The 13370-nt window shown below is 63.3% G+C and carries 11 protein-coding genes; all 11 read left to right on the top strand.

Annotated elements, in window-relative coordinates:
- The first annotated feature begins 57 nt into the window (after positions 1-57).
- The 11 genes from AB1576_07165 (at position 58) to AB1576_07115 (ending at position 13315) form a co-directional block, all read left to right on the top strand.
- Positions 58-1533, top strand: coding sequence for a monovalent cation/H+ antiporter subunit D family protein (locus AB1576_07165; GenBank protein MEW6081539.1), 1476 nt, complete (start codon positions 58-60; stop codon positions 1531-1533).
- Positions 1534-1543: 10 nt separating this feature from the next.
- A complete protein-coding gene (locus tag AB1576_07160; protein MEW6081538.1) occupies positions 1544-3790 on the top strand; it encodes a complex I subunit 5 family protein in 2247 nt (748 codons plus the stop codon).
- Positions 3791-3828: 38 nt separating this feature from the next.
- Positions 3829-5229 carry an FAD-dependent oxidoreductase gene (locus tag AB1576_07155; GenBank protein ID MEW6081537.1) on the top strand — a complete coding sequence of 467 codons (1401 nt, stop codon included), beginning with the start codon at positions 3829-3831 and terminating at the stop codon, positions 5227-5229.
- On the top strand, positions 5214-5798 hold the full coding sequence (locus AB1576_07150; protein MEW6081536.1) for a Gx transporter family protein: 585 nt from the start codon (positions 5214-5216) through the stop codon (positions 5796-5798). Before AB1576_07155 ends, AB1576_07150 begins: the two co-directional genes overlap by 16 nt.
- Positions 5799-5939: 141 nt before the next feature.
- On the top strand, positions 5940-6494 hold the full coding sequence (locus AB1576_07145) for an FMN-binding protein (GenBank protein ID MEW6081535.1): 555 nt from the start codon (positions 5940-5942) through the stop codon (positions 6492-6494).
- A 69-nt stretch (positions 6495-6563) separates the two neighbouring features.
- On the top strand, positions 6564-7037 hold the full coding sequence (locus AB1576_07140; protein MEW6081534.1) for an NUDIX hydrolase: 474 nt from the start codon (positions 6564-6566) through the stop codon (positions 7035-7037).
- Positions 7038-7085: 48 nt separating this feature from the next.
- Positions 7086-8357 (top strand): serine hydroxymethyltransferase, encoded by a 1272-nt coding sequence (gene glyA / locus AB1576_07135; GenBank protein ID MEW6081533.1) that lies wholly within the window; start codon positions 7086-7088, stop codon positions 8355-8357.
- Positions 8358-8567: 210 nt separating this feature from the next.
- A complete protein-coding gene (locus tag AB1576_07130; protein MEW6081532.1) occupies positions 8568-9041 on the top strand; it encodes a hypothetical protein in 474 nt (157 codons plus the stop codon).
- On the top strand, positions 9038-9604 hold the full coding sequence (locus tag AB1576_07125) for a hypothetical protein (protein ID MEW6081531.1): 567 nt from the start codon (positions 9038-9040) through the stop codon (positions 9602-9604). Before AB1576_07130 ends, AB1576_07125 begins: the two co-directional genes overlap by 4 nt.
- Before the next feature lie 27 nt (positions 9605-9631).
- Positions 9632-12043 (top strand): hypothetical protein, encoded by a 2412-nt coding sequence (locus AB1576_07120; GenBank protein ID MEW6081530.1) that lies wholly within the window; start codon positions 9632-9634, stop codon positions 12041-12043.
- A gap of 90 nt (positions 12044-12133) precedes the next feature.
- Positions 12134-13315, top strand: a complete 1182-nt coding sequence (locus AB1576_07115; GenBank protein MEW6081529.1) for an MFS transporter — start codon at positions 12134-12136, stop codon at positions 13313-13315.
- Positions 13316-13370 lie beyond the last annotated feature (55 nt).

The raw sequence follows: 13370 nt of genomic DNA, 5'->3' as shown, positions 1-13370 counted from the left end.
TGCGAAGAGAACACATGGCAGGGGAGACAGTAAGTCTACAGATCGGAGGCCCTACGGATGGGAGAGCACACTACATTTTCCTGGCTGCCAGTAATCATTCCGGTATTGCCCCTGGTGGCTGCCCCCGCCATATACGTGGCCGGGCTGAGGTCATGGAAGGCCAGGAACACCCTGAGCCTCATCGTGGCCGCAACGTGTACTTGCCTTGTCCTGCTACTGTACCCGGCGGTATCCGGGGGAACCATTGTGGAGGCATCCTTTCCCAGGATCGTGCCGCCGCTGGGTCTCTCCTTCAGGGTGGACCCCCTGGGGCTCCTCCTGGGGGTCATCGCGTCCTTCATATGGACCATGGCCACTGTGTACTCCCTGGAGTACATGAAGCACGAGCACCACAAGAAGCGGTACTACCCCTTCCTCATCCTGGCCCTGGCAGGGTGCATGGGCACCTTCATGGCTGGGGACCTGTTCACCCTTTTCCTGTTCTATGAGATCATGTCCCTCAGCGCCTACGTGCTGGTAATCCACGAGGAGACCTCCGAGGCCATGAGGGCCGGCTACAAGTACCTGATCATGACCATCATCGGCGGCCTGAGCATCTTCATGGGAATCGCCATAACGTACCAGATTACCGGGAACATCAGCCTGGGGCAGGGGGGCGTATTCCCGGGCGCCAGTGGCGTGGCCCTCCTGGGCTTCGTGGGGTTCCTCATAGGGTTTGGCATCAAGGCGGGCATGGTGCCCCTGCACGTGTGGCTCCCCGACGCCCACCCTGTGGCGCCCTCTCCCGCCAGCGCGCTCCTCTCAGGGTTGCTGGTCAAGACCGGGGCATATGGTCTCATAAGGATCATATATGATATCTACGGCATTGAGCTGGTGCGCGAGGCAGGGTGGAACGAGGTTATGATCTGGATGGCTGCCATCACCATCTTCCTGGGGTCAGCCGTGGCCATAGTCCAGGATGACCTTAAGCGCCGGCTGGCCTATTCCACCATAGGGCAGATGGGCTACATACTCCTGGGTATGGCCCTCTTAAACCCCAATGCCCTAGCCGGAACCATCTTTCACATCTTCAGCCATGCGTTCATGAAGTCCACGCTCTTTCTTTGCGCCGGCGCCATACTCCACCGGATCCATACCAGGAGCATAAGCAAGATGGGTGGAGTCGGTCCCAAGATGCCTCTGACCATGGCGGCCTTCACCATGGCCTCCCTGGCCATGATTGGCGTGCCCCCCTTCAATGCCTTCCTGTCCAAGTGGCAGATATCCCTGGGGGCCCTGGACGTGGGCAGGCCCTTCTTCGTGGGGCTCTTGCTGGTATCCAGTTTCATGAACATGGCCTACTACATGCCCGTGATCATAGCAGCCTTCTGCGGGCTCAAGGATACGTGTCCCGATACCCGCATACAGGAGGCACCCTGGACCATGATGGTCCCCATAATCGTCCTTGCCCTGGCAAACGTGTTCTTCAATGTCATACCCAGGAGCCTGCCGCTGATCCTCTCGGAGATGGCGGCGGCATTGCTCTATCATTAGGAGGTCCACAATGGCAGCCGCCCCAGCAGGACTCCATGCATCATACAGTGGGCTGCCCGTGTGGATGGCACTCCTGCCCATGCTGGTTGCCCTGCCCGCCTATGCCTTGACCGCCAGGTCCCACCGGGCCGGAGGCATCCTGTGCATCCTGGCGGGCTTCGCCTCAGTGGCCATGGGCCTTGCCCTGGTTCCCAGGGTGGTCCACGGGCCCGTGGAGTTCACCGTGGGGGCCATGGGATACGGCATTCACTTCAGGGCTGACGCCTTCGGTACAGGGATTGCCCTCCTGGCTACCCTGGGATGGTCCCTGGCAATGCTCTACTCCATGGACTACATGGCACACGGCCACAGCCTGCCGCGCTACTGGGCATTCATGCTCTTCACCATGGGTGCGACCACCGGCGTGTTCCTTTCGGCGGACCTCTTCACCCTGTTCATCTTCTTCGAACTCATGACCTTCGCTTCCTACGCCCTGGTGGTTCACGAGGAGACCCCTGAGGCCATGGCGGCTGGCAAGACCTTCCTCTACATGGGGGTAGTGGGTGGCCTTTGCCTGGTATTCGCCATCATGATCCTGGGATATGTATCCGGGACCGGGCTGGATGGTTCCCTGGCGGGAGACCTCCTGTCCAGCGGCTACTTCCCCCTGGTGACCGTCCTGGTACTACTTGGCTTCGGAATGAAGGCGGGGATGGTACCTCTCCACATCTGGCTGCCCCAGGCGCACCCGGTAGCGCCTGCGCCTGCCAGCGCAGTGCTCTCGGGTGTGCTCATCAAGGCGGGTGCCTACGGCCTCATCCGGGTGTTCTTCACGGTACTGGGACCCGGGGGCCACAGCCAGATCCCCCAGGCGTTCTCAAATGGCCTTACCCTTCTGGGCATCGGGATTGCCACGATGATAGCCGGGGGCTTCATGGCCCTATTCCAGACCAATGCCAAGCGTGTGCTGGCCTATAGTTCCATTAGCCAGATGGGATACATTCTCACCGGTGTGGGGGCCGGTGCCATCCTGGGCCTCGAGGGTGCCATGGGCTTTGGCGGTGCCTTCTACCACATGATGAACCACGTGGTGTTCAAGGCCGCCGCCTTCATGACAGTAGGCTACGTCTACATGAAGACCCACAGCCTTGACCTGACCAAGATGAGCGGCCTGTGGAGGAGCATGCCAGTGGCCGCCGTGACCTTCGTGCTGGTCTTCGGGGCCATCACCGGGCTCCCGGGCTTCAGCGGCTTTGGCAGCAAGACCATGATCCATCATGCCCTGACCGAGGCCTACCACGAGACCCACCTGGCCTCGCTCCACTGGGCAGAATGGGGCTTTACCCTGGGCAGCGCCCTCACGGCAGTCTACTTTATACGCCTGGGCGGGATATTCTTTGGCTATAGGAGGTGCGGCCACATTGAAGACCGCGGTCTACGCCTGGCCGAGGCGAGCCTCATAGCACTGGCCCTCCTCATTCTCCTGGTGGGTCTCTTCCCTGGTCTTCTCATGGATGCCCTGGTCTTCCCGGCGGTAGAGGCCCTTGGCTTTGACCACCATGCCCTTGAACACCTTCACCACTTGCGCTTCTTTGCCTGGCGAGATATCCGGGATGTGCTCAAGCCACTGGGCCTCGGGATCCTTATCTACCTAGGCGCGTGGAGGACGGGGCTCTTCTCCCGGGCGCGCTTCCCTGCCTTCCTCAGCGTGGAGTGGCTGGTCTACAGGCCCATCGCCTGGGCCAGCACCCTTGCCTCGGCGGGCGCCGGCAGGCTGGCTGAGAGGGCCCTGGGCCGTGCCAGCGATGCCATGACGGTTGCGCTCGCGGGCGCCGTATGCTTCGTGGGCAGGTCCGAAGGGGGTTTTGATCGCCTGTACTCGGGCCTTCATGGCCTGGCCATGGCGGTGGTCCGCCATGTATCCCGGGTGGAAGAGGGCGTAAACATGCTCTACTCTGTAGCCTCCGAAGCAGCGGATATCTTCGTGAATAAAACCGGAGATGTGGACGAAAAGCTTAATAAAGGCTACGCCAGGGCCTCCAGGGCAGCCATGGGCCTGGCGGGCGGGGTGAGGGATCTGGACAAGGCGGTGGATGCAGCCTATGTGAACCTGGCCAAGAGAGCCAAGGAGGCGGTGTCCCATCTGGACGATGAGCCCAGCCCCGAGCCAAAGCCCAGGGTCTGGACACCCTGGAACCTCAACCTGGGTTCGCTGCTCCTGGCGTTGACCCTGACGGTCCTGGGAGCAATGCTCCTCCTGTCGGGGACTCTCCGGTAGCCCGCGCTTCCCGGGCTGCCGGGAAGGGGGGCTTTTCTTTGAAGAGCGTTTGGGCCCTGGTGTGCTGCGCCATGGTACTGTCCGGGTGCCTGGGCACCCGTGGGCCCCGTGACCCGGCCATCACCACAGACATCCTTGTTATTGGAGGCGGCGTGGCTGGTATGACCGCAGCCGAGGTGGCCGCCTCCATGGGTGCCCGGGTGACACTACTGGAACAAGGACGGGCTCTGGGTGGTTCGGCCTTGAGGGCCCAGGGGCTATCGGCGGCCGGAACCCCGGTGCAGGCCGAGGCGGGCATTGACTTCTCCACCAAAGACCTCGAGCGAGACATCCTGGAGTTCGGGATGAACCGCTCCATACCGGAGATGGCGCGCCTGGTGGCAGGGGGATCCGGCGAGGCCGCCAGGTACCTCGAGGACCTGGGGGTACAGGTGGAGGTCCCAGACCCCCAGGGTGCCCCATGGTATCACCAGTCCCGGGAGGGTGTCACAGGGCCTGAGGTGGTAAAGGCCCTCCAGAACAGCCTTGACCGCTGGCGGGTAGACATAAGACTGGAGAACCGCGTTACCGAGCTCTTAATGGGTAAAGAGGGCAAGATGGTGGGTGCCAGGGTGGCCCAGCCGGGAGGCAAGGAATTCCTGGTGAAGTGCAGGGCCCTGATCCTGGCCACCGGCGGCTTCGGCGGCAACACTGACATGATATCGCGGTTCGCGAACCAGTGGGAGGGAATAGGGGTGAATCTCTCCCAGGCCCAGGGAGATGGGCTTAGGCTGGCGATGGCATCTGGCGCGGACATAACGCACATGCAGTACATCCAGGTATACCCTGCGGTGACCCAGGACGGTATTCCCGTCATGAAGGCCGTGGAGAACGGGGCCATCCTTGTGAACCGGGAGGGACTGAGGTTCGCTGACGAGACTGGCGATCCTCAGGCCCTGGCCAGAGCCATCATGGACCAGCCCGGATCCCGCGCCTTTCTCCTGGGAGACCTCCAGGTGATGAGGCTGGGACCGCCTGCCCTTAGGAGCGACGGACTTATCGAGGAGGAAGACTTGGAGGCCATTTCCCAAAGGCTGAAGGTTCCCTGGAGTGCCCTGGGGAGTACCGTGGAGAGGTACAACGCCTCTGTGGGAGACGACGAGTTCGGCCGGGAACAGGGAAGCCCCGTTGACGAGGCACCCTACTTCGCCCTGGAGGTGCGCCCAGCGGTCTGGGCCACCCTGGGAGGCCTCAAGATCAACCAGGGAGCCCAGGTTCTCAGGGACGGGAAACCCTTCGGGGGCTTCTTTGCCGCCGGGGAGGTTGTGGGAGGTGTGTTCGGCGCGGGTGAGCGAGGCTCCGGACACCTCACGGCTGCCATCGTGCTGGGACGGGTAGCCGCCCGTTCAGCGGTAGAGGTGGCCAGGCGGGAGGCCAAGCCGGCATGGGGGAGACGCTAGTGGAAAAGCACAGGGGCTCTCGGGGGCTCCAGGGTCAGCGCATGCAGGTGAGCCGCACCTTCAAGGTGGTTTACCTTGCCTTGCTTGTGTCCCTGGCCGTAGGGCTTCACGCCGTTGAGGCCCTGCTTCCCTTGCCCTTCCTCTTCCCCGGGGCAAAACTGGGCTTGGCGAATATCGTTGCCCTGTACACCGTGGCTACCTTCGGCCTAGGGGAGGCGCTTACCGTGAGTCTCCTCAGGGTCCTCCTGGGAGGCCTCGTGGGCGGCACCTTCATGAGCGCGGGCTTCTTCCTGGGCCTCTCCGGGGCCGTTATAAGCACGCTGTTCATGGCTGGGTCGCTGGGCTTCGGCGGGGGGCACCTGGGCTTGGTCGGGGTGAGCCTGGTGGGGGCGGTGAGCCACAACGTGGCCCAGCTGGTGACCGCCATGTTCCTGGTGGGGCACCCGGGGCTCCTGCTCTACCTGCCATACCTATTGGCCTTCGCCTTGCCTACGGGAACCTTCGTCGGCCTGGTGACGTTACGCCTGAAGGCGGCCAGCGATCGCCTCATGGTGAGAAACCCACACTAGGGCAGATTCGCACAAGAGGGTTTTTCGAAGTCTTCTAGAAAGGGTAGTGGGTGGTTAGGGAACCCCGTTGACTTTGAAGCCTGCTCCTGCTATCATGCGGGCGGGACCAGGGCAGCATTGGTGAAGGGGGATCTTGTTGAGATGGAGCAGGCAGAGGGACAATCCCGGGGCGGCCTCAAGGATGTAGTGCGGCTTGGCGTTATCCTGGCCCTTTTTACCGCCATGGCAGGGGCGGCCTTGGCACAGACCTACGGCGTGACCGCGCCTGTCATTGAGGCTAGAGAGGCGGCGGCCCTCATGGAGAGTCTCAGGGAGGGGCTGCCCGAGGCTGAGGAGTTCGAACCGGAGGAAGCCGGGGGCGTTACCTTCTACAAGGGACTCAAGGGAGGCCAGGCTGTGGGTGTCATAGCCCTTACCGAGGGTGCCGGTTACGCGGGACCCGTGAGACTCATGGTCACCATGGACCCTGAGGGGAGCGTCTCTTCCGTGAGGATCCTGGGCATGTCCGAGACCCCAGGAATAGGAACCAAGGTAGCCGAGCCCGCATTCCTCGACCAGTACGTGGGCAAGTCCCCCGGGGATCCGGTGGCGCTTCAGCAGGACGTGCAGGCGGTCTCTGGAGCCACGGTATCCTCCAAGGCTGTGAACGCCGGTGTCCAGAAGGCCCTGGCCACCTTTAAGGATGTCTACCACTAAGGTCATTGCGTGAGCGCTACGCCAGGGGGAGAGACCTTCTCTCCCTGTGTTCTTTGGGAGGCGATCTAGGTGAGAAGGGAGTTTTCCGCTGGCGGTGTGGTGTTCCAAGGCGGGGAGCCCGGGCCCCAGGTCCTGCTCATAAAGGATGCCTATGGGAGGTGGTCCCTGGCCAAGGGCGTAGTGGACCAGGGGGAGACACCCGAGGAGGCCGCCCTCAGGGAGATCCAGGAGGAGACTGGCCTTGAGGGAGAGATAGAGGAGAGCCTTGGCGAGACCCACTACTTCTACACTGGGCGGGATGGCCAGGTGGTGTCCAAGACGGTGCGCTACTTCCTGGTCCGGGCCAGGGGTGGTGAGGTGAAACCGCTCCTATCTGAGATCCGGAGTGCCTGCTGGTTTGGGCCGGAGGAGGCCCTCAAGGTCTCCAGCTACCCCTCCAACACGGAGGTGTTGAGGAAGGCCATGGCATTCCTGCTGGACCCTGTGCGCTCAGGGGCGCGTTTTGTGGGACTGTCCCCGGGGCCTTGCCGAGGCTGGCCCTGAGATGGAAGGAAGGCTGTAGACAACCGTGGAGTAGGGGGGAGTGACGAGTTGGAGCGCTATACCAGGTATCCGGACCTCGAGGCTGTGGCCGAGGTTGATCCCGAGGTGGCGGAGGCCATCAGGAAGGAGATGGCGAGACAGTCTGGAGGCATCGAGCTCATTGCATCGGAAAACTTCACCAGCAGGGCTGTCATGGCGGCCCAGGGGTCGGTGCTCACCAACAAGTACGCGGAGGGGCTGCCCGGCCGGCGGTACTATGGCGGCTGCCACTTCGTGGACATCACTGAGACGCTGGCAATTGAAAGGGCCAAGGAACTGTTCGGGGCCCAACACGCCAATGTCCAGCCCCACTCCGGGGCGCAGGCGAACACCGCCGTCTACTTTGCCGTCTTGAAGCCAGGAGACACGGTGCTTGGCATGGACCTGTCCCACGGGGGCCACCTTACCCACGGGCATCCCCTGAACTTCTCCGGGCAGTACTTCCGCTTCGTGCCCTACGGGGTCTCCCGGGATACGGAGACCATCGACTACCAGCGCCTCGAGGATCTGGCCAGGGAGCACAAGCCTGTCATGGTGGTGGCGGGCGCCAGCGCCTACCCACGTTTCATTGACTTTGAACGCTTAAGAGGGGTGTGCGATGGGGTTGGCGCCATGCTCATGGTGGACATGGCCCACGTGGCGGGGCTTGTTGCCGCAGGTGTGCATCCCAACCCCACGCCCCATGCCGATTTCGTTACCACCACAACCCACAAGACCCTCAGGGGGCCCCGGGGGGGACTCATCCTCTGCAAGGCCAAGTTCGCCGAGAAGGTGGACAAGGCGGTGTTCCCTGGGATCCAGGGTGGGCCCCTTATGCATGTCATCGCGGCGAAGGCGGTGGCCCTCAAGGAGGCATTCGGCGAGGACTTCAGGACCTACCAGGCCCAGGTTGTCCGGAATGCAAAGGCCTTGGCGGAGGCCCTGGCCGGGCAGGGATTGCGCCTTGTTTCAGGCGGCACGGACAACCACCTCATGCTCGTGGAGGTTACGGGTGTGGGCCTCACCGGCAAGCAGGCGGAGAGGGCCCTGGATGATGTCGGGATCACCGTGAACAAGAACGCACTGCCCTTCGACACGAAACCGCCCATGGTCACCAGCGGGATCCGCATCGGCACCCCTGCGGTCACCACCAGGGGGATGAAGGAGGACGTCATGCGGGGTATTGGCAGCATCATCGCCCAGGTCCTAAAGAGCCCTTCCGACCCGGAGGTGCAGGAACGGGCCCGGGCGGCGGTGAAGGGGTTTGTGGAGGACTACCCGCTCTACCCGGAGCTCTTGTAGAAAGGGCGAAGTAATCAAGGCTTTCCAGGAGGGGCCCCTGGCCAGGGGCCCCTTGGGATTCCTTGCCCCACTCCTTTTCCCGGGTACCACCTTTCATTTCCTTCTCCATCATGGCCCCTTTTGAATCTGCAGATCTATCTTTTGGAGGAATCTGGAAGGTGGCGTCGAAACCTGTCGTTGAGATGGGAATAACTGGAAGGAGGCAGTGGGGTGCGAGTGGTGATTCCCGCGGTTCTACTGGCCATTACACTGGCACTCTGGGTTTCCGGTACGCCCAGGGTGTGCCTCCTGGTGATGACCTACGAGGGGGGGATGAGTGAGGGTCTTGACGAGGGGCCACTGGTATGGGAGCTGGGGGGGCGAGTCCCTGCCACGGGCGCGCCGCGCCGGGGGTGGGCCGTGAGGCTTCCGGGCTGTCCCGGGCTCCACATCACCAGGGTGCACCTGGGGGAGACGGGCGCCTCCCACCGGGGGGAGGAGAGGCTGTCTCTTCCAGGGCAGGCATGGCCAGAGGTGGCTCCTTGGCTGGTGGTGAGGGCTGTTAGCCGCAGCGGCGGGGTCAGGCTTGGGTTGGGGGGGGGTGAGGAACTAGTGCTGGAGCCTGGGTGCCACTGGGAAGGCGCCCTGGGGGAGGGGAGAATACGCCTGTATAACCTGGGCATCTACGAGGAGGAGAGGACTTGAGATGGAGACCGTGGGCCTTGGCGGTGGGCTTGGCACTGGCGGCTGTGCTGGCAAGGCTTTGGGAGCCCCAGCGGTTCCTCCTGGTGACTGTGAGTGATAGCAGGGCTTGGGTGACAACGCTGCCGGGAGATGAGGCGGCCTTCTGGGACCACGAGAGGGGGGATCTCACGGTGAATATCCCGGAGAACCTGCCCACTGGAAGGGAAAGCGTGGTGGTAGCCTACTTCCTCAGGGGAGGGGGCCTGCCCCTGGAGTCCAGGCTCTACCGGGTATCATCCCTTCCCTTCGAGTTGGATCTCCCAGGCTTTCCCGGGGGGCCTACCCTGAGGCTCCTTGAGGTGAGGAGGGATGGTGTCCTGGTAGGGGAGTGGGCGGGGAGCCCCTGGTCCCTGCCTCCCGGTTCCGAGTGGTTCGAAGTATCTGTCCAGGAACAGGGCGGGCGCAGGGTGCTGGCTGAGGGTGGCGAGGAGGTGGCTGAAGCGGTCAGGGCTCGATCCAACATGGCCAGGATAGCGGTTTATAATGCCGGCTGGAAGAGGAGGGATGAGATCCGTGTTCAGTGACCATGAGCCATGTGGGGGTGTGCGCGAATGAGAGTGCGCGTGGTGCTGGGAAGCCTCCTGGTGGTCCTCTGCGTTCTGGCGTTCCCCGCTTTGGCCAGGGGGCAGAACCCGCTCATACTGGTGCACGGCACCGGGGGCAGCCCCGAATCCACCTGGGGTTACTGTGCTGCCTTGAGGGGGTTCGCCGCTCACCTGAGAGATGCGGGATATGAGCCTGGGCGCACGCTGTTTGCCATGGACTACTCCGGCGACCCGGACCCGGACTACGCTGTGCTCTTCCACGAGCTGGCGGACCTCATCACCACGGCGAAGTCGGTGTCTGGCTCCGGCCAGGTGGACATCCTCACCCACGGCATGGGCGGTCTCATTGCCCGCTACCACCTGAACTCCCACAGGTACGCGGGGGATGTAGGGACCGTGGTGATGCTGGGGCCGCCCAACCGGGGTATGGTGGCGGCCCTCCCTGGCAAGACCGCGCGATACCTTCTAAGACCTGCTGCTCTCTACGGCGCCCCAGGTGGGTTCCCCGGAGGGTTCGTCTACGCTGGCAGGAGGGCCAGGGAGGAGTACGATGGGCTCTACCAGGAGTACATGGTGGAAAACGAGTTTGGCAAGGCTAGGTACTCATCCTTTGAGACCTGGCTGGCCGGCGCCCGCTCCGGAGTCTACAGGAACAACATCCTCCTGGCCCAGGAGCCCCCAGTTGAGCCAGGGTACTGCCCGGGTTCAGGGTTTCCCGCTGGCAGCCCCCCGGAGGGCACTGACCTCACTAGGGCCCACTATGAGATCATTGCCATGGCCATGGCCCAGGAGGCCTACCGGAAGTCGGTCACCAAGGTTCCCGGGTTCTGGGAGACCATGCTTGAGGTGCCGCCCCCGCTGGTAACTGACATCAAGTCCCTCCTGGCTCACTATGGCATCGTGGCAGGGAAGTGGTTTTTGGGATGGGCTGCCCGGGAAGCGGAGGACCCGGCGAAGAGGGGTCTTCTATCCCTGGTGGAGGAACTCCTGGGCTTTCCCCTGGATGGTGTCGCCGTGGACCGCCTCATTGCGATCCACGAGGTGTTCCCCCGGGATGGAGGCGGGGGCAGGGTGCTGGGCAACTACTTCCTTGAACACATCAACCTGGAGGAAGAGTCTGCCCGGAGGGCGCCTCGCTACGTGATCCTGGCGGGCAAGGCCTTGAACGTGTGGGCCCGTTTCTGGCCAGGGGTGGGACCAAACGACCTGTGGGTGGAGGCATCCTCAGCCTTCCTGCCGCTGGCGCGGGACGATGTCTTTCGCATCTACACGGGGCCCTTTCTTAACCACGGCTGGCTCACCACAAGCCCGTCCATCTGGAGGGCCGTGACCCTGGAGCTCACTGGCTTTCCTCGTCCCGTCTCCGAGAGGGTGATTAGCCGTGGCCTTCTCGGGCAGGGCCGGTTGAAAGGGGGCGGGTACGCCACTGTATGGGAACCGCGGTACCATGCCCTGAGCCTGGGCGAGCATGGCGACCTCCAGGTAGAGGTCTGGGGTTCATCGCAGTCCCAGAGGACCGGGAGGGGCCTGGAACTCCAGGCGTGGCTGGTCCCGGTGTCAGGGGGAGAGAGGGGAGAACCCGTAGACATAGAACTGAGGGACGAAGGTGGCCTCCTAACCGGTTCCGCCATCTTGGCGAACCTGGGGTCTACCGTGGAGAGGGTACTCCTGGGGGTCAGGGCCCACAGCCCCCTCCTGGGGCCGGATACTCTTGGAGATTTTCAGGAAGACGCGGCACTGCGGTATAGCTTCGTGGCCACAGCACTGCCACCGGCAGAGCCAGAAGTCGAGTCCTCCCTGGAGGCGCCAGGCGGTGAGGAGATGGCCTTCCCAGGGGAGATCCCCAGCATCCTGGTGCAGCGGATCACAAAGCATACAACCACCAGGAAGGAAGAGATCCACCGGCACGACCGCTGGGAATGGGACTTCGGGGACGGGAGTGTCATGACGGAGGAGGACCCTGAGAGAATACGTACGGTTGTCGACAAGGAGTTCTCGGAGACGGGTTCCTACCAGGTAACCGCCCAATCCATCACAGCAAGGGACAGGCCGTTGAGGAGGGTCCGGTGGGAGGTGCATGCCCAGGCTGGAGAGGTCCATACCTTCTTGGCCGAGACAATTGTGCCGCCCGTGGTAGACCTGGAGATACTAGGCCCCGTTGAATGGATAACCGGGAGGCCGGCGGAGTTCAGGGTCACCTACGAGGCCCAGGACCCGCCGCACGGGCGGGTGGTCGAGACCAGGGCCTACCCCGGCGAACGGTTTGAGGTCACCTGGGTGAGGCCGGGGCGATACCAGGTGCAGGCCGCGGTGACAGTGAAGGTGAAATACGAGTTTCCCGGCCAGTCCCTGACCCTCACCAACACGTACCTGGAGACGGTGGAGGTGGAGGTGCTGGCAACTAGCGTAGACCAGTGAATGTGGGCCGGCGGTGGAGGGGATGGTGCTGGGCCGGAGAATTCCCTCAGTGATGACCTCGCCCATGCGAGACTGCCAGGAGGGGATCCAGTGTCCGGGACACCCAGGGGAAGCCTGGCCGTGCTCTCCACCGCCCACGGCCTGAACCATTCCTACATGCTCTTCTTCACGCCCCTCCTGGCGCCAATAGCGGAATCCATGGGGGTAAACTTCGCCCGCCTTGGTGCCCTGGTCAGTGTTGCGCTGGTCTCGTACAGCCTGGCGGCGCTCCCCGCCGGCCTCCTGGCGGACCGGCTGGGGTGGAGGGTGATGATCCTCCTTTCCATGGCCCTGCCGAGTCTTGGATGCCTGGTGGTCAGCGCGGGGGCCTTCTACCCCCTCCTGGCCACGGGCTTCATGGTGTTGGGCCTGGGGGCCGGACTGTATCACCCCTCCAGTTTCGCTATGCTTTCTACGGTTTCAAGTGGTGATGACAGGGGAAGGTGCCTGGGCATACATGGAGCGGGGGGCAATATCGGCATGATGCTCGCCCCCTTTATGACAGCGGCTGTGGCCACTTGGACGGGGTGGAGGGGGGCCTTCCTTTTCTGGGGCCTCCTTGGCCTAGGGCTTACACTCCTTGCCTTGCCTACGCTGAGAACCGGGAGAGCCATGGTGGCCAAGACCTTGCCCAGGGATGGGCGGCGCCCGGTGCTTTCAGCCATGCTCCTCTGGACACTGGTACTCTCCGGCTTCTACGGGGCACTGAACAACGCGGCCTCCAACTACCTTCCCGCGTACCTGCAGACAGACGTGGGGCAGGTGCTCTTGCTTTCCGGCGTGTTCACGGCCTTCATGTTCGGCTGCGGCATCGCCGGCCAGGTACTTGGCGGCTACTGGACGGACCGGTTCGGGCTGGCCTCGGCGCTCTACGGAGGGATGGCCAGCGTAATGCTGGGAGTGGTGGCCCTGCCCTTCTTCCGCTGGCCCCCCCTTATCCTGTTAAGCCTCCTCATGCTTGGCCTTGGGCTCTTCGTCCTCCAGCCTGTCATGGCGGTGATGGTAGCGGAGCACGCAGGCCACACCACCGTGGGACTCTGCTACGGGCTCTTCTTCTCCATCCAGTACGTGGCTGGGGCTGCCGCTGTCTTCCTCTCCGGCTTTCTTGCGGACAGCGCAGGGCTGAGCGCGGTGTTCATGGTCCTGGGCGGTGTGGCGCTGGTGGCCTTGGGCCTCTCGGTGGCCGCGGAGAAAGGGCGGAGCAGGTACGAGGGATTGGACGGGAAAGCCTAGAGCCTGGATACCTTGAGGAGTCACGGCGACCCTGGAGGGCGCGTATTCAAGCCTC

The organism is Bacillota bacterium, assembly GCA_040754315.1.
Classification (GTDB): domain Bacteria; phylum Bacillota; class Sulfobacillia; order DUSP01; family JBFMCS01; genus JBFMCS01.
This window is presented reverse-complemented; position numbering and strand designations above follow the sequence as displayed.